22 protein-coding genes are annotated in these 23666 nt (G+C 68.6%); 21 read left to right on the top strand and 1 reads right to left on the bottom strand.

Translation table 11 applies throughout. From position 1 onward, the window contains the following. The first annotated feature begins 43 nt into the window (after positions 1 to 43). From AB0N61_RS10085 to AB0N61_RS10050, 8 genes are all read left to right on the top strand, one after another. Complete coding sequence (locus tag AB0N61_RS10085; RefSeq protein WP_363363651.1) at positions 44 to 1087, top strand: response regulator; 1044 nt, start codon at positions 44 to 46, stop codon at positions 1085 to 1087. After that, a complete protein-coding gene (locus tag AB0N61_RS10080) occupies positions 1087 to 2076 on the top strand; it encodes an ATP-grasp domain-containing protein (RefSeq protein WP_363363649.1) in 990 nt (329 codons plus the stop codon). The genes AB0N61_RS10085 and AB0N61_RS10080 overlap by 1 nt, the downstream gene beginning before the upstream one ends. Then, a complete protein-coding gene (locus AB0N61_RS10075; RefSeq protein ID WP_363363647.1) occupies positions 2073 to 2786 on the top strand; it encodes a PHP domain-containing protein in 714 nt (237 codons plus the stop codon). The genes AB0N61_RS10080 and AB0N61_RS10075 overlap by 4 nt, the downstream gene beginning before the upstream one ends. Continuing rightward, complete coding sequence (locus tag AB0N61_RS10070) at positions 2771 to 4273, top strand: glycosyltransferase (protein WP_363363645.1); 1503 nt, start codon at positions 2771 to 2773, stop codon at positions 4271 to 4273. The genes AB0N61_RS10075 and AB0N61_RS10070 overlap by 16 nt, the downstream gene beginning before the upstream one ends. Then, positions 4270 to 4413: a hypothetical protein gene (locus AB0N61_RS10065; protein WP_363363643.1), complete on the top strand. Its 144-nt coding sequence runs from the start codon at positions 4270 to 4272 to the stop codon at positions 4411 to 4413. The genes AB0N61_RS10070 and AB0N61_RS10065 overlap by 4 nt, the downstream gene beginning before the upstream one ends. Beyond that, complete coding sequence (locus AB0N61_RS10060) at positions 4410 to 4757, top strand: response regulator (protein ID WP_167946129.1); 348 nt, start codon at positions 4410 to 4412, stop codon at positions 4755 to 4757. Before AB0N61_RS10065 ends, AB0N61_RS10060 begins: the two co-directional genes overlap by 4 nt. Then, complete coding sequence (locus AB0N61_RS10055) at positions 4754 to 6538, top strand: HAMP domain-containing sensor histidine kinase (RefSeq protein ID WP_363363641.1); 1785 nt, start codon at positions 4754 to 4756, stop codon at positions 6536 to 6538. The genes AB0N61_RS10060 and AB0N61_RS10055 overlap by 4 nt, the downstream gene beginning before the upstream one ends. Before the next feature lie 68 nt (positions 6539 to 6606). After that, the gene (locus tag AB0N61_RS10050) at positions 6607 to 8295 is read left to right on the top strand and encodes an ATP-binding cassette domain-containing protein (RefSeq protein WP_363363640.1); all 1689 of its coding nucleotides are present in this window, start codon (positions 6607 to 6609) and stop codon (positions 8293 to 8295) included. 1 nt (position 8296) lies between these two features. On the opposite strand, the gene AB0N61_RS10045 is transcribed toward AB0N61_RS10050, so the two are convergent. Next, positions 8297 to 9376 carry an FAD-dependent oxidoreductase gene (locus AB0N61_RS10045; RefSeq protein ID WP_363363638.1) on the bottom strand — a complete coding sequence of 360 codons (1080 nt, stop codon included), beginning with the start codon at positions 9374 to 9376 and terminating at the stop codon, positions 8297 to 8299. 76 nt (positions 9377 to 9452) lie between these two features. Here AB0N61_RS10045 and AB0N61_RS10040 point away from each other — a divergent pair, with 76 nt between their 5' ends. The 13 genes from AB0N61_RS10040 (at position 9453) to AB0N61_RS09980 (ending at position 23641) form a co-directional block, all read left to right on the top strand. Further along, positions 9453 to 10568 carry a GuaB3 family IMP dehydrogenase-related protein gene (locus AB0N61_RS10040; RefSeq protein ID WP_363364239.1) on the top strand — a complete coding sequence of 372 codons (1116 nt, stop codon included), beginning with the start codon at positions 9453 to 9455 and terminating at the stop codon, positions 10566 to 10568. A 58-nt stretch (positions 10569 to 10626) separates the two neighbouring features. After that, on the top strand, positions 10627 to 11382 hold the full coding sequence (locus tag AB0N61_RS10035; protein WP_363364236.1) for an SURF1 family cytochrome oxidase biogenesis protein: 756 nt from the start codon (positions 10627 to 10629) through the stop codon (positions 11380 to 11382). Positions 11383 to 11617: 235 nt separating this feature from the next. Beyond that, a complete protein-coding gene (locus AB0N61_RS10030) occupies positions 11618 to 16252 on the top strand; it encodes an ExeM/NucH family extracellular endonuclease (protein WP_363363636.1) in 4635 nt (1544 codons plus the stop codon). A gap of 127 nt (positions 16253 to 16379) precedes the next feature. Then, positions 16380 to 16670, top strand: coding sequence for a WXG100 family type VII secretion target (locus AB0N61_RS10025; RefSeq protein ID WP_167946139.1), 291 nt, complete (start codon positions 16380 to 16382; stop codon positions 16668 to 16670). A gap of 25 nt (positions 16671 to 16695) precedes the next feature. Further along, positions 16696 to 17244: a hypothetical protein gene (locus tag AB0N61_RS10020; RefSeq protein WP_363363634.1), complete on the top strand. Its 549-nt coding sequence runs from the start codon at positions 16696 to 16698 to the stop codon at positions 17242 to 17244. Continuing rightward, positions 17237 to 17542, top strand: coding sequence for a hypothetical protein (locus AB0N61_RS10015; protein ID WP_167946143.1), 306 nt, complete (start codon positions 17237 to 17239; stop codon positions 17540 to 17542). The genes AB0N61_RS10020 and AB0N61_RS10015 overlap by 8 nt, the downstream gene beginning before the upstream one ends. Before the next feature lie 3 nt (positions 17543 to 17545). After that, positions 17546 to 18295 carry a hypothetical protein gene (locus AB0N61_RS10010; protein WP_167946145.1) on the top strand — a complete coding sequence of 250 codons (750 nt, stop codon included), beginning with the start codon at positions 17546 to 17548 and terminating at the stop codon, positions 18293 to 18295. Next, the gene (locus AB0N61_RS10005; RefSeq protein ID WP_363363631.1) at positions 18292 to 18642 is read left to right on the top strand and encodes a DUF2510 domain-containing protein; all 351 of its coding nucleotides are present in this window, start codon (positions 18292 to 18294) and stop codon (positions 18640 to 18642) included. The genes AB0N61_RS10010 and AB0N61_RS10005 overlap by 4 nt, the downstream gene beginning before the upstream one ends. Positions 18643 to 18693: 51 nt before the next feature. After that, a complete protein-coding gene (locus AB0N61_RS10000; RefSeq protein ID WP_167946149.1) occupies positions 18694 to 19206 on the top strand; it encodes a DUF3817 domain-containing protein in 513 nt (170 codons plus the stop codon). Then, positions 19203 to 20789 (top strand): glutamine-hydrolyzing GMP synthase, encoded by a 1587-nt coding sequence (guaA, locus tag AB0N61_RS09995; RefSeq protein WP_167946151.1) that lies wholly within the window; start codon positions 19203 to 19205, stop codon positions 20787 to 20789. Before AB0N61_RS10000 ends, guaA begins: the two co-directional genes overlap by 4 nt. A gap of 81 nt (positions 20790 to 20870) precedes the next feature. After that, positions 20871 to 21809, top strand: a complete 939-nt coding sequence (locus tag AB0N61_RS09990) for an L-lactate dehydrogenase (RefSeq protein ID WP_363363630.1) — start codon at positions 20871 to 20873, stop codon at positions 21807 to 21809. A 112-nt stretch (positions 21810 to 21921) separates the two neighbouring features. Continuing rightward, positions 21922 to 22350 (top strand): YciI family protein, encoded by a 429-nt coding sequence (locus AB0N61_RS09985; RefSeq protein WP_363363628.1) that lies wholly within the window; start codon positions 21922 to 21924, stop codon positions 22348 to 22350. A 1-nt stretch (position 22351) separates the two neighbouring features. Further along, positions 22352 to 23641, top strand: coding sequence for an RNA polymerase sigma factor (locus AB0N61_RS09980; protein WP_363363626.1), 1290 nt, complete (start codon positions 22352 to 22354; stop codon positions 23639 to 23641). Positions 23642 to 23666: the final 25 nt, after the last annotated feature.

Below are 23666 nucleotides of genomic sequence, written 5' to 3'. Positions count from 1 at the left end.
GGACGCTGACCGGCAGGGGACTTCCCCATGGAGAGCCGAAGATATGCCCCAGGATGCTCCCCGCGTCCTCGTCGTCGACGACGACCCAGACGTCGCCCTGCTCGTCAAGACCGTGCTCCAGAGGCGAGCCGGCTGCGAGGTCGTCGTCGCGCATGACGGAGCGTCAGCCGTCGCGCGGCTCGAGACATTCACGCCCGACGTGGTCGTCACGGACATCGAGATGCCCGGACTCGACGGGCTCGAGCTGCTCGCACAGCTGCGCAGAGACGATCCGCTCCTTCCGGTGGTCGTCATGACCGCGCACGTCTCCGTCGAGTACGCCGTCTCGGCCCTGCGAGCCCAGGCCGACGAATTCCTGACGAAGCCGCTCGACAACGTGAAGCTCGTCGATGCGGTGACCCGACTCGTTACCGAGGGCCGGGCCCGGCGGGAGTCCCAGCGCACCAAGGAGACGGTGCTCGCCATCGGTGCGCACCCCGATGACGTCGAGATCGGTGTCGGGGGACTCCTCGCCGCGCACGCGCAAGCCGGCGACTCGATCACGATCCTGACCCTCTCGCGTGGTGCGCGAGGCGGCGACGCCGACAGCCGGCAGCACGAGTCGCTCGCATCGGCCGAGATGCTCGGCGCGCGACTCTTCGTCAAGGACCTCGTCGACACCGAGATCTCCGGGGGCGGAGCCACGGTCCGGTTGATCGAGGAGGTCGTGCAGGAGGTCCGGCCGACCATCGTGTACACGCACTCCAGCCATGACCGTCACCAGGACCACCGAGCGGTGAGCGAGGCGACGATCGTCGCGACCCGGCGGGTGGGGACGGTCGCCTGCTACCAGAGTCCGTCGTCGACGATCGACTTCCGCCCCACGCGGTTCGTGCGGATCGATCCCTTCATCGAGCAGAAGCTCCGGCTGCTCGAGTGCTTCAGCTCGCAGACGGCGACCCGGGACTACCTCGAGCCGGACTTCGTGACCGCTACGGCCCGCTATTGGTCCCGCTTCGGCGGCGGAGCGGCCGTCGAGCCGCTCGAGGTCGTGCGCGAGACCGCCGAGTTCATCGGCGTCCACGAGCTCACACGACGGGAGAGCTGATGACTGCACGCGTACTGGTGACCGGTGCGGGAGGACCCGCCGGCGTGGCCGTGATCCGCTCGCTGCTGCGACGTCCCGATCTCGAGGTCTTCGCCGCCGACATGGACGGCTGGGCCAGCGGCATCTACCTCGTGCCGCCGTCGCACCGCCGTCTCGTGCCGCCGGGGCGTGATGACGACTTCGTCGCCGCGATCGCCCGCATGGTCGAGGACGACCGGCTCGATCTCGTGATCTCGACCGTCGATGTCGAGCTGATCGCGCTCGCGGGGAGGCGCGAGGAGCTCGCGCCGGCCGTGCTGGCCGCCCCCTCGCAGGAGACGCTCTCGGTCGCCCTCGACAAGCTGCTGCTCGCCGAGCGGTGCGAGTCGACCGGTCTCACCCCGCGCACGGTCCTCGCCGGCCCCGACGCGCTGGCGGTCGACTGGGAGTTCCCGGTTTTCGCCAAGCCCCGTCAGGGAGCCGGCAGCCGTGGCGTTCGGCTCGTCGCCGACCGGGCGGCGCTCAAGGCGCTGCCCCTGGACGAGGGGCTCATCGTGCAGGACTTCCTCCCGGGTGAGGAGTACTCGGTCGACGTGATCGCAGACGCATCGGGTTCGGTGGTCGCGGCCGTGCCGCGGACCCGCGCCAGGGTCGACTCGGGTGTGGCCATCGCCGGGCTCACCGTGCACGACGACGAACTCGAGACCGCCGCGGCATCCATCGCGCAGGCGATCGGGCTCGTCGGCGTCGCCAACGTGCAGCTCCGTCGCGATCGCAGCGACCGAGCGGTGCTCCTCGAGGTGAATCCGCGATTCCCCGGCGCGCTTCCGCTCACGATCGCCGCAGGTGTCGACATCCCCTCGCTCGTCGCCGATCTGTTCCTCGGCCGGGAGATCCCGTCGACGGTCGCGTTCCGCGAGGTCGCCTCGGTCCGCTTCCTCGAGGACATCATCGTCGAGGTCGACGAAGTGCTCGTCTCCGCCCACGCGGGGCATCAGGAGGAGCTGTGAGTCACGCGCTGCTGCGTGGTGACCACCACGTGCATTCGACGTTCTCCGACGACGCGGTCTCCACGCTCGAGGAGAACGTCGCCGCGGCATCCGCTGCCGGCCTCACGACCGTGCGCCTGGTCGACCACGTGCGGCAGTCGACGCCCTGGGTGCCCGAGTACCTCGCCGCGGTGAGGGCGCTGCGCATTCCCGAGGGGCTCACGGTGCTGACCGGAGTCGAGGCGAAGATCCTCGATGCATCGGGAGCCCTGGACATCCCCGAGCTGCCGACCGGCATCGATCGCATCCTGATCGCCGACCATCAGTTCCCCGGCGTCGACGGGCCGCTCGGTCCGAGCGCCGTCCGCGAGAAGCTCGACGGCGGATGGGCCCCGGAGGACGCGCTCGATCAGCTCGTGTCGGCGTTGATCGCGGCGATGCGCCGCCACCCCGGCAATCAGCTCGCCCATTGCTTCTCGATCCTGCCCAAGATCGGTCTCTCCGAGGCCGACCTCGGCACCGATCGCATCTCGGCGTGGGCGAAGACCGCGGCCGAGACCGACACGCTGGTCGAGGTCAACGAGAAGTGGGGCTGCCCCGGCGTCCCTCTGCTCGACGGGCTGCGCAGCGCGGGCGCCGAGATCGTCGCATCCACGGACAGCCACGTCGCCACCGACGTCGGACGCTATGCGCGCGTGACGGCGATGCTCGACGGATGGAGGGCGAGCTGATGCCCGAGCTGAACTGGGTCGAGACCGTCGTCGTCATCGTCCTCCTGCTGTGCGTCCTGGTCGGCACGCTGCCGGTGATCAATACCGGACTGCAGTTCCTCGCCCTGCCCGTGCACGCGTTCCGCAACCACTACGGCAAGGCGGCTCCGCACCATCCGCGGATCGCGGTGCTGATCCCCGCATGGAACGAGGGCCTGGTGCTGGGACAGGCGATCGAGCGCCTGATGCAGCTCGAATACCCGGCCGACCGCCTGCGCATCTTCGTCATCGACGATGCATCGACCGATGACACCCCCGCGGTGGTCGCGGCGAAGGCGGCGGCGTTCCCCGGACGCGTCGTGCACCTGCGTCGCGACAAGGGAGGCGAGGGCAAGGCGCACACACTGAACCACGGACTCGACATCGTGCTCGCGGATGAGTGGACCGAAGCGGTGCTGATCATGGATGCCGATGTGATCTTCGCCCGTGATTCGCTGCGCAAGATGAGTCGACATCTCGCTGACGAGAAGGTCGGCGCCGTCACGGCGTACATCGCCGAGGGCAGTCGCGACCGCAACTACCTCACCCGGTTCATCGCGATCGAGTACGTCATCGGACAGCTCTCGGCCCGCCGGACGCAGAACGTCGGGGGAGCGATCGCCTGCCTCGCGGGAGGCGCACAGCTGCACTCGCGGGCGAACCTCGAAGCGATCGGCGGGCGGATTCCGACGGGCACGCTCGCCGAGGACACCATGACGACCTTCGAAGGGCAGCTCGCCGGGCGCCGGATGGTGTTCGAGCCCCACGCCGTCGTTCTGGCCGAGGAGCCCCGAACCATCGACAGCCTGTGGAAGCAGCGCCTGCGGTGGGCTCGCGGAAACGTGCAGCTGACATCGATCTACCGCCACCTGTGGTTCCGCCCGAGTCGGGTGCACAACCTGGGAAGCTTCGCCTTCGGGCTCGCGTGGTTCACCATCCTGCTGCTGCCGGCGTTCATGGTCCTCGCAGCCACGGCGCTGATCGTGCTGCTCGTGCTGCACAGCGACATCGCCGAATTCGTCTTCCGCTTCATGTGGATCGCGGCTGCCTGCATCTATCTGTTCTCGATGCTCTACGCGGTGCAGCTCGATGGGCGGATCGGTCGGCAGTCCTGGCGCGAGGCGCTGATGTTCCCCGGGCTCGGCGCTCTCATCCTGATGGCGATCGCCCTGTTCCCGTGGCTGTTCGAATCGGGGCTGAGCGAGCTCGGGCTGGCGCTCACCGATGAGACGCGATTCATGTGGGCGGTGATCTTCTACCTCTGGGGACCGATCTCGATGCTCGGGATCTGGCTCGCGCGGGCGGTCGAGCCGCTGCCCGCAGGACGCTTCTTCGCGGGTCTCCTGCTCTACGTCTGCGGATACGGCTCACTGCTGTGCGCCATCACCGTGGATTCGTACATCAAAGAGTGGCGTCGTGCAGACGCCGCATGGATCAAGACCGAGAAGGTCGGACGGGTCGACTCATGACCGACGCACCCACACGCAGCGCCGAGGAGGAGGAGATCGCGGCGGACGCCCGTCGCGAGAAGCTCCTGGTTCCGCAGGCGCTCCTCGCCCTCGGCATCGTCGTCGTCGTCGTGATCGTGCGAGAGCTGTTGCTGCGATGACCGCGCGGCCGCTGGCCCTCGTGGTCGAGGACAGCGCAGACCAGACCTCGCTCCTGAAGCGCTACCTCGATCGCGAGGGATTCGAGGTGTTCGCCGCCGCGGATGCCGAGTCGGCCATCGCCGCCTTCGACACGATCACGCCCGCCGTCGCGGTCATCGACCTGCTTCTGCCGGGCATCACCGGCACGGAATGCGTGCGGCTCATCAAGAGGCGCTTTCCGGAATGCTTCCTCATCGTGAGCTCGGTGCTCGACGAGGCCGACTACCCCGAGGCCGATGCGGCGCTGCCGAAGCCGATCGTCGGCGCCGACCTGCGCGCGCTTCTGCGGGACGTGTCGAGATGACCCCGACGAACACCGTGCAGCAGTCGATGGAGCTCAGCTGGCGACGCTACTTCGACAACCCGACGCCGTTGATGAAGCAGGCGCCGACGGCGATCGCCGTGGCGATCGCCGCCGTGCTCATGTGGACCATCCCCGGCATCCCCGTCACGGACACGGCGGTCGCCGTCTTGGGCCTCTCGGCGATCGCGGCGGCGACGGCGTTCGCGGCCGTCCTCTCCGCGCGCGGCGTGTACGACGGCTGGGTCGTGATGCTCATCCCGATGGTCGACATCCTCGGTCTGGGCGCCATCAGGGCGGGCACCGGCGGGCCGGCGTCGCTCTTCTCGTCGTTCGTGCTCCTGCCCGTGATCTGGATCGCTGCCGCGCCGGGGCGCAGGCAGGTCGTGATCGTGGCGGTGTTCTCGTCGATCGCCCTGATCATGCCCAACCTCATCGATCCGCCCGATGAGGCGGCCGACTGGCTTCGCGGCGTGATCGGCCCGCTGGTCTTCGCGACGGTCGGCGCGATCGTCAACGAACTGTCGCGTCAGCAGCGTCTTCGCACCGCGCAGGCTGAGGCGCACGTCGTCGAGCGCACCTCCGCACTCGCCGCCAATGAGGAGATCCTCGTGCAGCTGAAGGCGAGCGAGCAGCAGTATCGCGCGCTCTCGGAATCCTTCACGAGCCTGTGGAACTCCATCACCGGCCAGGCGGTCATCGCCACCGACAACTGCGGCATGATCACCGCCTGGAATCCGGGAGCCGTGCGCCTGCTCGGGATGTCGGTGCACGATGCCCTCTCCGAGGTGCGGGTCGACACCTTCTTCCCCTCGCACGTCCTGGCGCAGTTCGTCCCCGAGGGGGCACCGACCACGGCCGACGGGCTCCACCCGGGCCTTCGCGCTCTCTTCGACGACGCCGACGCGGGTCTGCCGGTGGATTCGCACGTCGACGTCGAGACGGCGGGCGGGTCGACCGTCCCCGCCAGGGTGACCGTGTCTCCGTATCAGGATGCCGACGGCTCGCGGCACGGCTACCTGCTCGTGATCACAGACGAGTCCAGGGCCGTCGAGGTCGCGCGCATGAAGGACGAGTTCGTGGGGATGATCTCGCACGAGCTGCGCACCCCCTTGAGCGCGATCATCGGGTTCCTCGACCTCCTGCAGAACGACCCCGCTCAGCCGCTCACCGAAGATCAGCGGGAGTTCGTGGGCATCATCGAGCGCAACGCCCAACGGCTGCTGAACCTGGTCGGCGACCTGCTGTTCACCGCGCAGGTCGAGTCGGGCAGGTTCCCGCTCGAGCGCGGCCAGGCAGACGTCGCCGAGCTGGTGCGCAACGCGGTGACTTCGGCAGGACCCCATGCGCAGCGCGAGGGCATCGAGCTGGTGGCAGAAGTCCCCTCCACCCCGGTGTTCTTGACGATCGATTCCGGCCGCATCGGTCAGGCCCTCGACAACCTGCTCTCGAACGCCATCAAGTTCACCGGCGCAGGAGGCAAGGTCACCACGAGCATTCGGATGGTCGACGGGGCGGTCGAGCTCGCGGTGCGCGACACCGGTGTGGGAATCCCCGAGGACGAGCAGGGGATGCTGTTCACCCGCTTCTTCCGTGCGTCGACGGCCACCCGCAACGCCGTGCCCGGTGTGGGCCTAGGACTCACGATCACGCGCGCGATCGTGCTCGCGCACGGCGGCACGATGGACGTCACGAGCAAGGAGGGTGTCGGCACCGAATTCCGGATGCTGTTCCCCATGGCCCCCCGCACCGAGGCGGTCCCGGTCATCGGCGGCCGCGTGTGATCGACGGCCCACTCGGTTGCTGATAGCCTGGTCGGCTCGCCATGCGGGCGGAAGGACGGCCACGCACGGTGGGATACATAGATGTTGCAGGGGTCTCGCTGACCCTTCCTGACGGCAGACCGCTGTTGGACGAGACGACCTTCCGCGTCGGAGCAGGCTCGACGAGCGCGCTGATCGGACCCAACGGCGCCGGCAAGACGACGCTGCTGCGGATCATCCGGGGCGAGCAGCCCGCAGACGACGGGGTCGTGACGATCGACGGCGGACTCGGCGTGATGGATCAGTTCGTCGGTCACGGCGAGGCGGGCGAGACCGTGCACGAGCTGCTGGTGCGCGTCGCCCCTCACCGCATCCGTCAGGCGGCGCAGGCGCTCGAGAACGCGGAGAACGCGCTGATCGAGCGCGACGAGCACGACACGCAGATGGCGTATGCGACGGCCATCGCCGAGTACGCGGATGCCGGCGGCTACGAGCACGAGACCGTGTGGGACCAGTGCACGGTCGCCGCCCTCGGCATGCCGTTCGAGCGCGCGCGTTTCCGCGAACTGACGACGCTGTCGGGCGGCGAGCAGAAGCGACTCGCCCTGGAGGCGCTCTTGCGCGGTCCCGACGAGGTGCTGCTGCTCGACGAGCCGGACAACTATCTCGACGTGCCCACGAAGCGCTGGCTCGAGGAGCAGCTCCGCCAGACGCCGAAGACCGTGCTGCTGGTGTCGCACGACCGAGAGCTGCTCGCGCGGGCGGTCGATCGTCTGATCACACTCGAACCAGGAGGAGCGGGGGCCTCGGCCTGGGTGCACGGCGGCGGGTTCGCGACCTACCACCAGGCGCGCACGGACCGCATGGACAGACTCGACGAACTGCGGCGGCGGTGGGACGAGCAGCACGAGAAGCTGCGGACGCTCGTCGCGACGCTCAAGGTCAAGGCGTCGGCGAACGACGGATTCGCGTCCCGGTATCAGGCGGCGCAGACGCGGCTGCGCAAGTTCGAAGAGGCGGGTCCGCCGGAGGAGCGGCCCCCGGCTCAGGATTTCGACATGCGGCTGCGCGGATCGCGTACCGGCAAGCGGGCGGTGGTCGCACAGGCGCTCGAGCTCACCGGGCTGATGCGGCCGTTCGACGCCGAGGTCTGGTACGGAGATCGGGTCGCCGTGCTCGGATCGAACGGCTCGGGCAAGTCGCATTTCCTCCGCCTCCTCGCGCGCGGTGGCAGCGACCCCGACCCCACTCTGGGTCACGTGACGTCGACGGGGGAGCAGCTCGCGCCCGTCGACCACAGCGGGCGGGCCACGCTCGGAGCGCGCGTCGTGCCAGGGCTGTTCGCACAGACGCACGCGCACCCGGAGTTCGTCGGGCGCACGTTGCTCGAGATCCTGCACCGGGGAGACGAGCGGCGAGCGGGCATGCCGAGAGACGCGGCGAGCTCGGCGCTCGATCGCTACGGGCTGGTGCGTCAGGCGCAGCAGACGTTCGAGTCGCTGTCGGGTGGTCAGCAGGCGCGATTCCAGGTGCTGCTGCTGGAGCTCTCCGGCGCGACGCTGCTGCTGCTCGACGAGCCGACCGACAACCTCGACATCGAATCGGCCGAGGCGCTGGAGGATGCTCTGCGGCGCTTCGAGGGCACTGTGCTCGCGGTCACGCATGACCGCTGGTTCGCGCGCTCGTTCGACCGGTTCCTCGTGTTCGGCTCGGACGGCGAGGTGTACGAGTCCGATGCTCCGGTGTGGGACGAGCGCAGGGTAGTGCGAGCCCGGTAGCTCAGCGCAGTCGGAAAGGCTCCGCCGCGAGGGCGGACGGGTCCAGCGCCAGATCGGCGAGGGTGGCGCCCACGCCCGGAGCGAACTTGAAGCCATGGCCCGAGAAGCCGGCGCCGATGACCACGCGCCCTGACCGATCGAGCACGAAGGCGCTGTCATCGGTCGAGGTGTACGTGCAGCTGATCGGCTCTGCGGATGCCGGGCCGAGGCCAGGCATCCACTCGGCCACGTAGTCGGCCAGGGCCCGGGCATGGGTGACGGCATGCGGGCGGGCATCCGGGTCGACGACGTCGCCCACGCGGTGGAACCCGACCTTGACGCCCTCGCCGGGCGTCGGCATCCCGTAGACGGTCGCGGGGTAGCGGTCGGGCTCGACGTAGTGGTTGAACGAGGGCCAGGTCGATCCGTCCGTGGGGCGGAAGTGCGCGGGGGATTCCTCGGTGACCTCCAGCCGGGGCAGCGCGACGCCGGGGAGCATCCCCTCGGTCCAGGCGCCCGCCGTGACGACGACGACGTCGGCCCGCATCCGTGTGTGGGGCAGCACGATGTCGACGCCCTCGTCGCTCTCGTCGACGCGCGACACGGGCGTCTCCCAGCGCACCTCTCCGCCTGCGGCGAGAATCCGCCGCTCGAGCTCGGCCAGCGCCGCGGATGCCCGGGCGACGCCTGCGTCGCGCGAGAACAGCACAGGCTCGACGAAGCGCATGCCCGACCAGCGTGAGGTCGCTTCGTCCGCAGACAGGATCTCGGCGTGGATGCCGCGACCGGTCAGACGCCGCGCGATCCCCTCGACGTCGACGTCGCCGTGCGTGACCAGCCCGTGCAGGCGCAGCAGAGGCTCGCCGTCGACCTGCCCGAGGGCGTCCCACCCGGCCCGTGAGCGCACCAGCAGGTCGAGGTAGTGCTCTTCGTCGTAGGCGTTGTTGAAGTTGCGGGTCGCGCCGTGCGACGCGCCCTGGCGGTGCCCCCGCGCGAAGCGCTCGAAGACGACGGGCTTCAGTCCGCGTCGGGTGAGTTCCCACGCGGTAGCGAGTCCCATCACGCCGCCACCCACGACGGCCACCTTCGCCGAATCCGACATATCGCCTCCCGAGTTCGCTCTCAGTCTTCCAGCCGTCGGCTCCGTCGCGCGCGCCCGGTAGTCTGGGGTGGTGACCATGGAGATCGAGCTGGGCCGAGGCAAGCGTGCGCGTCGTGCGTACACCTTCGACGACATCGCGGTGGTGCCCTCGAGGCGCACCCGCAACCCGGAGGACGTGTCGACCGCATGGACGATCGACGCCTTCGGATTCGGCATCCCGGTGCTCGGTGCTCCGATGGACTCCGTCGTGAGCCCCCAGACGGCGATCATGCTCGGGCAGCTCGGCGGACTCGGCGTCCTCGACCTCGAAGGACTCTGGACCCGATACGAGAACCCCGAGCCTCTTCTGGCCGAGATCGCCGCGCTCGGCGAGGGTGAGGCGACTGCGCGGATGCAGCAGCTGTACTCCGAGCCGATCAAGCCCGCGCTCATCACCCAGCGTCTCGCCGAGATCCGTGAGGCGGGCGTCACCGTCGCGGGGTCGCTGACGCCTCAGCGCACGCAGGAGTTCTACGACACCGTGGCCGCTGCGGGCGTCGATCTGTTCGTGATCCGCGGCACCACGGTGTCGGCCGAGCATGTCTCGAGCGTCGACGAGCCGCTCAACCTCAAGAAGTTCATCTACGACCTCGATGTGCCCGTGATCGTGGGCGGTGCGGCGACCTACACGGCGGCGCTGCATCTGATGCGCACGGGCGCGGCCGGCGTCCTCGTCGGCTTCGGCGGCGGAGCGGCGTCGACCACTCGCGCCACGCTGGGCATCCATGCTCCGATGGCCACGGCCGTCTCGGACGTGGCCGCGGCACGTCGCGACTACCTCGACGAGTCCGGCGGACGCTATGTGCACGTCATCGCAGACGGCGGCGTCGGCACGTCCGGTGACATCGTCAAGGCGCTCGCGATGGGGGCCGACGCGGTCATGCTCGGCGTCGCCCTCGCGCGCGCCACGGACGCTCCGGGGCGCGGCTTCCACTGGGGTCCCGAGGCGCATCACCCGAAGCTCCCGCGCGGTCGTCGCGTCGAGGTCGGCGGCATCGGCACGCTCGAGGAGATCCTGTACGGTCCCGCGCCCGTGGTCGACGGCACCGCGAACCTCATCGGAGCGCTGCGCAAGTCGATGGCCACGACCGGCTACTCCGACCTCAAGGAATTCCAGCGGGTCGAGGTCGTCCTCGCACCCTACGAGGCCTGAGGCCCCGCGCGTCACCGTGACTTCTGCTGCTCTGTTCCCGCCGACCCTTCGCGAGGTCATGCTCCGGGGGCGCTGGATCGGGATGCTCGTGCTGTGCCTCGTGGTCGCCGGCGTGTTCGCGTGGCTCGGGCAGTGGCAGCTCGAGCGCGCGATCGACACCGACCCGCCGCCCGCCGGGGTGACCGAGCAGGTGCGTCCTCTGACCGATGCGGTCGAGCCGGGCGAGTACCTTCCTGAGCCTCTCGTAGGGCAGAAGGTCGAGACCTCGGGGACCTGGATCCGCGATGACTTCCTCATCGTGTCGAGCAGGTTCAACGATGGCGTCGAGGGGTACTGGGTCACGGGTCAGCTGCGTGTCGCCGATCGCACCTCGATCGCCGTGGCGATCGGCTGGACGTCGGACCGCGAGATCGCCGACGCCGCCGTCGAGAAGCTGAACGCGGGCGACGCGGAGGCGTCGATCACCGGTCGGATCATCTCGGATGAGGGGCCTTCGGTGCCCCCGAGGGACGATCCGCAGCGTATGGACCGGATGTCGACCGCCGCGCTCCTCAGCCACTGGCACGATGTCGAGGACCTCGACGTGTATCGGCCCTATCTCGCATCGTCGACGGCGACCGCCGGCCTCACCGACATCTCCTCGCCCGCGCCCGAGGAGCAGTCGCCGGTGAACTGGCTCAACATCTTCTATGCCGCGGAGTGGGCGATCTTCGCCGGGTTCGCCTTCTATCTCTGGTACCGACTCGCGAAGGACGCCTGGGAGCGCGAGGTCGAGGAGTTCGAAGACGCTCACGCTGCCGGTGACACGGCCTGATCCGTCGCGCATGCGCGCGGCTCATCCCGCGCATCTGAGCACCACCGGCTGCGATATTCCACCTTCGTCAGGGGCCGGTCCGGACGTTCGGTGAGGGCTTGGTTACCAATCGGAAAACTCCGTTGAGGTTGTCCGAGGCCCTCCGTATGCTCGCTCACATGTGCGTCAGCTGAGAGCTCGCACCGCCCGGTTTCACGAGAGCCGTCGCCAGAACACACCCGAGGAGACAACACAGATGATGTCCGCTCCCGACGCCGCGAACCACGAGGTTCCCGCGTCAGATCGCAGAAGTCGGGGGCGTCTCGGCGTCCTCGCCGCCACCTGCGTCGCCGCACTCGGCGCCAGCGCTCTGATCGCGGCGCCAGCCTCGGCAGACGTCTCAGGGACCGGGGTGGTGATCAACGAGGCCTATCTCTCCGGGGGCAGCGCGGGCGCCGCGTTCACGAACAAGTTCGTGGAGCTGTACAACCCCACCTCCTCACCCGTCACGCTCGACGGATTCTCGCTGCAGTACCGATCCGCCACCGGGACGGGCAATTCCAACGGCGTCGCCCCGCTGACGGGCGTCATCCCCGCGAAGGGGCACTACCTGGTGCAGGCCGGGAGCAACGGAGCGAACGGCGCCGCCCTTCCGAAGGCCGACGCGGTCAGCACCCTCAACCCGAGCGGCACGAACGGCACGCTCGCGCTCGTCGAGGGAACGGCCGCCGTCGCTCTGACGCCCGGATCCGTCACCGGCGTCGACGGTGTGATCGACGTGCTCGGCTACGGCACCTCGAACACCTTCGAGACCGCGGCGGCCACGGCCCCCGCCGGCAACACCGACGTCAAGTCGCTCAACCGCACCGACGGCAAGGACACCGACGACAACAAGGCCGATTTCGGTCTGTCGGCGACCATCACGCCGCAGAACGCGGGCACCACGCCCGACCCCGAGCCTGAGCCCGAACCGGAACCCGAGCCCACCGCGGTCTCGATCGCCGAGGTGCAGGGTACGACCGACGTCTCTCCGCTGAACGGCCAGACGGTCACCGTCGAGGGCGTCGTGACCGCCGACTACCGCACCGGCGGCTACAAGGGCATCGTCATCCAGACCGAGGGATCGGGCGGCGCGACGGATGCGACGCCGGGCGCCTCGGACGGCGTCTTCGTCTTCCTCAACGCACTCGCGCCGACGCTCGAGATCGGTGACCTCGTCTCGGTCACCGGCTCGGTCAGCGAGTACTTCGGGCAGACCCAGATCAACCCGGCCGCGCTGTCGGGCATCTCCGTCGTGCAGGCGGGTGTCGGCGTCCCCGAGATCACGCCCCTGCCCGACACCGCTGTGGGAGCCGACCGCGAGCAGTACGAGAACATGTACGTCGCGCCGTCCGGCACCTATCGCCTGGCATCGAGCCACCAGCTCTTCAACTTCGGCACACTCTGGCTGAACGCCGGAGACGAGCTGAACGTGAAGAGCACCGAGCTCGTGCGTCCGGGGGCGGAGGCTGCGGCGATCACCGCGGCCAACCGCGCCAACCGGATCCTGCTCGACGACGGATGGTCGATCCAGGTCTCGAACAACGGGCACCCGAACGACCAGCCGTACTTCACGAAGGACCTGGTCGTCCGCAACGGCGACACGGTCGACTTCAGCGACAACGGGTACGTGCTCCAGTACGGCTTCGACGACTGGCGTCTGCAGCCGGTCGTGCCGATCGACAGCACGTCGTCCGCCGACCTGAAGGTCGGCTTCCAGCCGACGAACCCGCGCACGGACACGGCCCCGACGGTGGGCGGCGATGTGCAGGTGGCATCGTTCAACGTCTTCAACTACTTCACGACGCTGAAGAGCGAGAACTCGAACGCACGAGGTGCGGCGAATGCGGCCCAGTTCGAGATCCAGAAGTCCAAGATCGTCGCCGCGATCAACGGCCTCGATGCCGAGATCGTCTCGCTGATGGAGATCGAGAACTCGATCAAGCTCGGCGGCTCGCTCGACGAGGCGCTCGCGGATCTGGTCGACGGACTGAACGACGCACTCGGCAGTGACGAGTGGGACTACGTCCGCACGCCCGACGAGCTGAACGACTCGGCGACGACCGACTTCATCACGAGTGCGATCATCTACAAGAAGGACGCCGTCGAGACGGTCGGCGACAGCCTGACCGTGACCGACGAGAGCGTCTGGGGCAACGCCCGCGAGCCGATCGCGCAGGCGTTCGACATCGACGGACGCGTCGTCACGGTGGTGGCGAACCACTTCAAGTCGAAGTCGGCACCCGAGGGCGGCGGCGCAGAGCCGGCAGACGGCCAGGGCTTCTTCAACGCCGACCGCGTGAAGCAGGCGAACTCGCTCAAGGCCTTCACCACCGAGATCGAGGAGACGACGGGCAGCAGCGACATCCTGCTGATCGGCGACTTCAACGCCTACGCGAAGGAAGACCCGATCGAGGTCTTCACGAGCGAGGGCTGGAGCGATGTCGCCCGCGAGAAGGCCCCGGACGAGCACACGTACACGTTCGACGGCGAGCTCGGCTCGCTCGACCACGTGCTCGCATCGCCCTCGCTCGCTGAGTCGATCACGGGTGCCGGAGTCTGGAGCATCAACTCTCCCGAGTGGAGCGACCGCGGCTACGCGTTCGGTGCCTCCGACGCGGGAACGCCGTTCCGCTCCAGCGATCACGACCCGATCATCGTCGGCGTCTCGTCGGAGATCCCTCCCGTGAGCATCGATGTCGTCACCATGAACGACTTCCACGGTCGCATCGAAGCCGACGGAGCCGCGGCAGGCGCGGCGGTCGTCGCAGGGGCCGTGCAGCAGTTCCGTTCCGAGAACCCGAACACGATCTTCGCCGGCGTCGGCGACCTGATCGGCGCGTCGACGTTCACGTCGTTCATCAACGACGACAACCCGACGATCGACGCGCTCAACGCTGCCGGTCTCGACGTCAGCGCCGCGGGCAACCATGAGTTCGACCAGGGCTGGCAGGACCTGCGCGACCGGGTGCAGGATCGCGCGGACTGGGAGTACATCTCGTCGAACGTGTTCGTCACCGAGACGGGCGAGCCCGCGCTCGCACCGGCCTGGGTGAAGGAGCTCGACGGAGTGCGCGTCGGCTTCGTCGGCGCCGTCACCGAGGACCTCGACTCGCTCGTGTCGCCCGAGGGCATCGCGGATCTCGAGGTGCGCAGCATCGTCGACTCGGTGAACGCCGTGGCCGACGATCTGCGCGACGGCGACGAGTCCAACGGCGAGGCGGATGTCGTCATTCTCCTCGTGCACGAGGGCGCGGCGAGCACCGAGCTGTCGACCATCACCCCCGAGACGCCTCTCGGCGAGATCGTCTACGGAGTCGACGACGACGTGAACGCGATCGTGTCGGCGCACACGCACCTCGCGTACAACCACGTGATCGACGGTCGTCCGGTCATCTCTGCCGGTCAGTACGGCGAGAACCTCGGGCTGATGAACATCCAGGTCGACCCGAAGACCAAGGAGCTGATCTCGATCACCAACGAGATCAAGCCCCTCACCGCGAACGGGACCGCGCTCTACCCGGCCGTTCCGGCGGTCGCTGACATCGTCGCCAAGGCGAAGGCGGATGCCGACGTGCTCGGCGCCGTCAAGGTCGGAGACATCACGGCGGACTTCAACCGGGCTCGCCAGGCGAACGGGTCGGAGAACCGTGGTGGCGAGTCGACCATCGGCAACTTCGTCGCCGACGTGCAGAAGTGGTCCACCGGTGCGGACATCGCCTTGATGAACCCGGGCGGCATCCGTGCCAACCTGACGTACGCCTCGTCGAACGCGAACGACCCGGCAGGAAATGTCACGTATCGCGAGGCGGCTACGGTGCAGCCGTTCGCGAACACTCTCGTGACGCTCACCATGACAGGTGCCGAGCTGAAGGGCGTGCTCGAGGAGCAGTGGCAGCCGGCAGGAGCCGCGCGTCCGTTCCTCAAGCTGGGCGTCTCGGAGGGGCTGGTCTATACGTACGACCCCGCCGCAGCGCAGGGATCGAGGATCACCTCGATCACGCTGAACGGCTCGGCCATCGATCCGGCGGCCGACTACACCGTCGCCGCCAACTCGTTCCTCGCCGCAGGTGGAGACAACTTCTTCACCTTCCGCGAGGGCGATGACAAGCGCGACACCGGCAAGATCGACCTGCAGTCGATGGTCGACTGGTTCGATGCGAACAAGACCGCGACCCCCGACCTCGCGCAGCGCGCGGTGGGCGTCTCGCTCAGCGCACCGGATGCCGACGGCTACAGCGCCGGCGATCAGGTGACTGTCGCGCTCTCCTCGCTCGCGTTCAGCGCAGGCGAGCAGGCGCCGGGTGCGGTGACGCTGTCGCTCGGCGACACCGAGCTCGCGACGGGCACGGTCGATCCCACGATCGTCGACACGACCGACGAGGCGGGGCGGGCGTCGCTGACGTTCACGGTTCCGACCGGCGTGTACGGCGATCAGCTGCTTACGGTCCTCGTCCCCGCGACGGGAACCACGGTGCAGGTGCCGTTCACGATCGCTGGCGAGGAACCGGTCGAGTTCGCCGGCTCCATCGATCTCGGCTCGTCGAAGGTGGCTGCGGGCAAGAAGCTCACGATCACCGGCGAGGGCTACCAGCCGGGTGAGACGGTGACTGTGCAGCTGCGCCCGAAGAAGGGCCCGGCCGTCGAGGTCGGCACCGTTCAGGTCACGGCTGACGGCTCGTTCACGACCTCGGTCACCGTGCCGAAGAGCACGCAGCCGGGCAAGTACACGGTCGCGGTCGCTCAGGCCGACGGTGATGAGGCGACGGCCACCGTCACCGTCAACCGCGCGGGCGGGATCATCGGCGGCATCATCGACTGGCTCTGGGATCTCATCTCAGGCTGGTTCTGATGTCGACAGGAGGCGCGTCCGCCTGACACGCACGACGGCCGCCGGGAGCGATCCCGGCGGCCGTCGTCGTTCGTGGACGACCGGCAGGGGCCGTGGCAGCGAGACGGGAGGATGTTAGGGTGCTGGCATGGGGGTAGCAGTCGAGGTCGATTTCGACCAGATACAGACGATGATCGATGTCCTGCTCGGGGCGCTGTCCGATCTGCAGGCCGAGGGCGCCACGCTCGACAGCGCATCTCAGCTGATGCTCGCAGGCTGGGACGGCGAAGCGGCCGACGCATACGCGAGCCGGCACGAACAGTGGCAAGCGGATCAGACGTACACCGTCGACGAGCTCACCAGTGCCATCAAGGCGCTGCAGCGGGCTCTCGCGAACTATCGCCACGCCGAAGCCACGATCATCGACCTGGTCGTCTGACGACCCGAGCCTGGATTCCTCTCTCATGACGACTTCTGATGACCTGACCGCTCGCCTCGATTCTCTTCGCACACGATCCCGTCAGATCGCGTCGGACTTCTCCGCCGAGATGGCGCGTCTGACGCGCGAGGTCGCCCAGCGTGACCCGCTCGTGGTGATCGACGTCGACGACCGGGGGCTCATCTCCTCGGTCGTCGTCGATCCAGGTGACTTCGCGAACGCGGCAGCCACAGCGCTGGCCTCCGCGACCGACTCGGCGCTGGCGCTCGCGGGCGTCTCGGCGATGCCGGACGTGTCGGCCAAGGCGCACGAGGTCATGCGGCTGCTGCACGGTGGGCTTCCTGCCGCGGACGCGATCGACGCAGTGGTCGCCGAGCCCGACGGCGAACCCGAACGCCACGGCTTCCCCGAGCTCACGATCGAGGTCGACGCGCTGGGTCAGTTCGCGGTGGCGGTCGATGCGGAGTGGCGGGCGTCGGCCACCGCGGTCGAGTTCGCGGACGCGGTGAAGACGAATGTGAACACGGTGATCGCGCGACGCGCGGGCGACGAACACGGAGGACAGGATGAGTGACGGCTACAAGGTCGACACAGCAGTTCTGAGAGGTGACGCGGAGCTCTGGCGGGGGTGGGGTGATGATCTCTCGACGGGAGCGGACAGCATCTCGGACAGCTTCGAGTACTGGGCGTTCTCGAATCAGCCCGGTTTCGAGGCCCTCCGCGACGAGTACTTCGCCGCAGCGGCGGAACTGCGACAGAGGGTCGCAGACGGCGGCGCGCTCTTCCGTGCCATGGGGACGCGACTCGAGCAGATCGCGGAGATCTACGAGACGACCGAAGACGACGTCGACCGCGACATCAGGGGAGCGTGAGACGTGCATCCGGAGGCGATGGGGCAGTGGATCATCGATGTGATCGATGACGGACTCCGAGAGCTCGAGAAGGCGGAACGGGGCGCGCCCATCGTGGCGCGTGCGTGGGCAGACAACCTGTCGACGTTCGGTGTTCCCTGGCCCGATTGGGCGAAAGACGCCGCCTATCACGCGGCGATGGCAGGACTCCTGGCCAATATCGGGATCATGCGAGAGATCCTCAACGCGATGCGAAATGCCGTCGCGCAGATGGGCCTCCCGACCGTCCTGCGCGCCGAGGCCGACAAGCTGGAGCAGGGCATCGGTGCTGTACAGCGCCGCATCGACGCGGAATGCACGACGGCACGCCTGCCCGGCCTGGGCAGCGACGCGTGGCAGTCGGACGCCGCCCGACACTACCTCGCCGCATACGACACGCACGAGGATCAGATCGACGAGATCGAGACGTCCGTGAACGGACTGGTGCGGGTGCTCCGCGATGCGGCCGCTTCGCAGGACGCCTGGTACTCGTCGAACCTGTTCAATGCGATCGGCGGCGTGGTCGGCATCGCGGGACTGGTCGTGGCGATCATCGGAGGGTTCGCCACTCCTGTCGCATGGGTGGGGCTGGCGATCGGCATCATCGGCCTGTTGCTGAACGTGATCGGATACTTCATCGGACGCGGCGACTCCGAGGGCCGCGCGGCGGTGCTCTCCGACGTCCTCACCTCCACGGCGCTGCCGTCGTGGCCCAAGCCCTCCTTCGCCGCATGAGCGGCGCGGGGCCCGCAGCGCCGGGCTGGTACGACGTGCACCGGCGGACCCAGCGGTGGTGGGATGGCCGCCAATGGACGGAGAACGTCGTGCATCACGGCAGGCCCACCACGGCCACGGCGCTTCGCGCGGCCACGACCAGGATGCAGTGGCTGTGGGTAGGAGTCGGCGTCGTCGCCTGGGCCGCGTTCCTCGTCTTCTCGTTCGCCTTCGGCCCGAGCGCGGCGTTCGCGCTCGCCCTGCTGCCGGTCGCCGGCAGTGCGGCGATCGTCGCCGCGGCCATCACCGGGTCGCGACTGATCGCGGCGGTCCCGCCCACTCCCGGTGGACCGGTCGACGCCCGGTGACGTGAGTCCTGCGAACATTCGAGGCGGATTCTCCCCGGCTAGACTGGAACCATGCCCGAACCGAAAGTCGCCAGCTTTCCGGCGATCCGTGGTGCGCTGAAGTTCTACCAGATCGCGTCGATCATCACCGGGGTCATGCTGCTCCTGCTGCTGACCGAGATGGTGCTGAAGTACACGCCGATCCACCTCGAGCTCTTCGTCGGGGGGTCGGGCGGTCCGCTGTGGTTCGCGGGTGTGCTCGCCGGCCCCGACTGTCAGTGGTGGTCGCTGTTCGCTCCGATGACGAACTCGTGCGAGATGACGTCCCTCGGCGACGGATTCAACGTCTCGCTGTTCATCCTGGTCGCGCACGGCTGGTTCTACGTCGTGTACCTCTTCGCGTGCTTCCGCATGTGGAGCCTGATGCGCTGGCCGTTCCCGCGGTTCATCCTGCTCGCCCTCGGCGGCGTCATCCCCCTCCTGTCGTTCTTCATGGAGGCCGTCGTCGCCCGTGAAGTGAAGACCTATCTCGCCACCCGGGAGGCCGCCGAGGCCTCCACTCCCGCCCCGGAAGGTGTCCGTTGACCGAACAGTCCGAGACCCAGCAGCGCCCCGCGCTCGTCGTCGACTTCGGCGCGCAATACGCGCAGCTGATCGCCCGTCGAGTGCGCGAGGCCGGCGTCTACAGCGAGATCGTGCCGCACACCGCCACGGCCGCCGAGATCGCCGAGAAGAACCCCGTCGCGATCATCCTCTCGGGTGGTCCGTCGTCGGTCTACGAAGAGGGTGCTCCGCGCCTCGACCCGGCCGTCTTCGACCTGGGGGTGCCCACGCTCGGCATCTGCTACGGCTTCCAGTACATGGCGCAGACGCTCGGCGGCGAGGTCGCGAACACCGGCCTCCGTGAGTACGGAGCGACGGATGCCGTCATCTCCGGCGACGGCGGCACGCTGCTCGGTGGCCAGCCGGCAGCGCAGAACGTGTGGATGAGCCACGGCGACCAGGTCGCCAAGGCGCCGGAGGGCTTCGACGTGCTCGCCACGACCGACGCGACGAAGGTCGCCGCCTTCGCGAACGAGGAGCGAGGCTTCTACGGCGTGCAGTGGCACCCCGAGGTCAAGCACTCCGACCACGGGCAGCAGGTGCTCGAGAACTTCCTGCACAAGGGAGCCGGGCTCGCGTCGGACTGGAACAGCGACAACGTGATCGCGGAGCAGGTCGAACGCATCCGCGAGCAGGTCGGCGACGCCCGCGTCATCTCCGCTCTCTCCGGCGGTGTCGACTCCGCGGTCTCGACCGCTCTCGTGCACAGGGCGATCGGCGACCAGCTGACTGCCGTGTTCGTCGACCACGGCCTCCTCCGCAAGGGAGAGCGCGAGCAGGTCGAGAAGGACTACGTCGAGTCCACGGGCGTGCGTCTGATCACGGTCGACGCCGCAGACGTCTTCCTCGGTCACCTCAAGGGCGTCACCGACCCCGAAGAGAAGCGCAAGATCATCGGACGCGAGTTCATCCGCGCGTTCGAGAAGGTGCAGCTCGATCTCGTCGCCGAGGCGAAGGCCTCGGGTGGCGCACCCGTGAAGTTCCTCGTGCAGGGCACGCTCTACCCCGATGTCGTCGAGTCCGGCGGCGGCGCGGGCACGGCGAACATCAAGTCGCACCACAACGTCGGCGGGCTCCCCGACGACCTCGACTTCGAGCTCATCGAGCCGCTGCGCGCCCTGTTCAAAGATGAGGTCCGCGCGATCGGCCGCGAGCTCGGCATCCCCGAGGCGATCGTCGGCCGCCAGCCGTTCCCCGGTCCCGGCCTCGGCATCCGCATCATCGGCGAGGTCACGCAGGACCGTCTCGAGATCCTCCGCGAAGCCGACGCGATCGCTCGCGAGGAGCTCACCAAGGCGGGTCTCGACCAGGAGATCTGGCAGTGCCCGGTCGTGCTGCTCGCCGACGTCCGCTCGGTGGGCGTGCAGGGCGACGGTCGCACCTACGGCCACCCGATCGTGCTGCGTCCTGTCTCGAGCGAGGATGCCATGACCGCCGACTGGACACGTCTGCCCTACGACGTGCTGTCCAAGATCTCCAACCGCATCACCAACGGCGTCCGCGACGTGAACCGCGTCGTGCTCGACGTGACGTCGAAGCCGCCGGGAACCATCGAGTGGGAGTGAGCGTCCCGCTCACTCGACATCGAACGGGTACGGACCATCGCGGTCCGTGCCCGTTCGCTGTATTTCGGGCAGGATGAGCGTATGACCAAGGCGCGGACGAAGATCACGGTGATCGGTGCAGGCAGCGTGGGGGTGAGCGTCGCCTATGCGGCGCTGATCCGGGGGAGTGCGGCCGAGGTCGCGCTCTACGACATCGCGACCGAGAAGGTGGATGCCGAGGTGCTCGATCTCGCGCACGGCACGCAGTTCACCTCCGCGGCGGTGAGCGGTGGATCCGACCTCGCCGTCGTCGAAGGCAGCGACGTGATCGTCGTGACCGCAGGCGCGAAGCAGCAGCCGGGGCAGACCCGCATGGAGCTCTCAGGCATCAATGCGCGCCTGCTGGAGAACCTCATGCCGCAGCTCGTCGAGCGGGCGCCGGACGCCGTCTTCATCATCGTCACGAATCCGGCCGATGTGATGACGGTCGTCGCGCAGCGCGTCTCCGGTCTCCCGCCGCATCGGGTGTTCGGGTCGGGCACCGTGCTCGACACGTCGCGGCTGCGCTGGCGTCTCGCGCATCGGGCGAACGTGAGCACTGCGAGCGTGCACGCCGACATCGTGGGCGAGCACGGCGACACCGAGTTCCCGCTGTGGTCGAACGCGACCATCGGCTCGGTGCCGATCCTCGATTGGCCCGCCGAGGATCCCTTCACCACCGAGGAGCTCGACCGGATCGCCGTCGAGGTCAGAGACGCCGCCTACGCGGTGATCCGCGGCAAGGGAGCGACCAACCTGGCGATCGGCGTCAGCTGCGCCCGCATCGCCGAGGCGGTGCTGCATGACGAGCGGGCGGTGCTTCCGGTGGCGACGGTGCTCGACGGCGAGTACGGCATCCGCGGTGTGGCGCTGTCGGTGCCGTCGGTGGTCGGTGCGGCCGGCGCGGTGCCACTGGCGGAGACGCCCATGAGCGAGCACGAACTCACACTGCTTCGGGCCTCCGCCGACGCGATCCGAGGAGCGATCGACGAGCTCGGCTGACGGACCGCGAGAGAATCTCAGAAATCTTCGCAACTGATGTCGATCTGCGGCATTCCCGCTCGACGTCTTTGATGAGAGGGTCGACACGCGGCCCCGCCACCAGGAGGACACCATGAAGTACATGCTGATCATGCGGTCGAACGACGAAGCAGTCGAGGCCTACAAGGAGACGCCGTTCGAGCAGGTCATCGAGGCGATGGGCAGGTACAACGAGTCCATGATCAAAGCCGGCGTTCTCGCCGCAGGAGAGGGCCTCAGCGACGCCGAAGAGGGATTCGTCGTCGATTTCAGCGCCGACAAGCCTCTCATCACCGATGGCCCCTACGGAGAGACGAAGGAGCTGTTCAACGGTTTCTGGATCATCGAGGTCTCGAGTCGCGAAGAGGCGGCCGAGTGGGCGAGCAGGGCGCCCCTCGGCAAGGGGTCGTTCCTCGAGGTGCGCCGCGTGACCGACGAGTCCGATTTCCCGGCCGACAACGAGTGGATCGAGAAGGAGAAGGGCTGGCGCGAGGAGGAGGAGGCGCGTCGCGCCCAGCAGTGAGATGACCGGCTCCACTGATCGCGAGACGGCCCGCTCCGCATCCGACGAGGGTGTGCGGCGGGCCGTCGCCGCCGTGTGGCGCATCGAGTCGGCGAAGATCGTCGCCACGCTCACCAGAGTCGTGGGCGACTTCGGTCTCGCAGAGGACCTCGCGCAGGAGGCGCTGCTGGACGCTCTGCGGCAGTGGCCCGTCGACGGCCTTCCGCGCAACGGGGCGGCGTGGCTCACGGCAGTCGCGAAGCGCAAGGCGATCGACGGCTGGCGGCGCCGCGAACGCCTTGACGACAGGATGGCCGTGCTCGCCCACGACCTGGAACGCGAGCAGGCGGAGGTCGCGGATGCGCCGCCGTGGGACCCGGATGCCGTCGACGACGACGTGCTCCGCCTGATCTTCATCTCGTGCCACCCCGTGCTGTCACGAGAAGCGCAGGTCGCTCTGACGCTGCGAGTGGTGGGTGGTCTGTCGAGCGAGGAGATCGCCCGGGCCTTCCTCGTGCCGACGGCGACCGTGCAGCAGCGCATCGTGCGGGCCAAGAAGACGCTGGGCGCCGCGCACGTGCCCTTCGAGATGCCGCCGCGGGAGGAGCATGCGGAGCGGCTGGGGGCGATCCTCGGCGTGCTCTACCTGATCTTCAACGAGGGGCATGCGGCGAGCAGCGGTCCGGACTGGATGAGGCCAGAGCTGAGTCTCGAGGCCATCAGGCTGACGCGAGTGCTGGTCGCGCTGATGCCGCGGGAGCGAGACGTCCACAGCCTGCTCGCGCTGATGGAGCTCACCGCCGCGCGTTTCCCCGCGCGCGTCGACATCCACGGCGAGCCGGTGCTGCTCGCCGACCAGGACCGTCGTCGCTGGGATCGCAGCCGCATCGCCCGCGGTCGCGCGGCGCTGGCGACCGCCGATGCACTCGGTTCCGGTCGCGGTCCCTACGGTCTGCAGGCGGCGATCGCCGAATGCCACGCGCTCGCGCCATCGGTCGACGACACCGACTGGGACCGCATCGTGCTGCTGTACGAGGCGCTCGGTCGCCTTGCTCCGTCGCCCGTCGTGGAGCTCAACCGGGCGGCAGCCGTCGCGATGGCGACGGGCCCGGCATCCGCTCTGCAGATCATCGACCGGCTGGCTGCCTCGGGTGCGCTGGCCGGCTATCACCTGCTGCCGGCGACCCGTGCCGAACTGCTGCTGCGGCTCGGACGCGACGAGGAGGCACGCAGCGAGTTCGCGGTCGCCGCGGCTCTCGCCGGCAACGACCGGGAGCGCGCGGTGCTCCTGGCCAAGGCGGCCGAGCGCTGAACCGCTGAACATCCCGCGGCAGACA

The organism is Microbacterium sp. NPDC089320 (assembly GCF_040684875.1).
In the GTDB taxonomy this organism is placed as follows: domain Bacteria; phylum Actinomycetota; class Actinomycetes; order Actinomycetales; family Microbacteriaceae; genus Microbacterium.
This window is presented reverse-complemented; position numbering and strand designations above follow the sequence as displayed.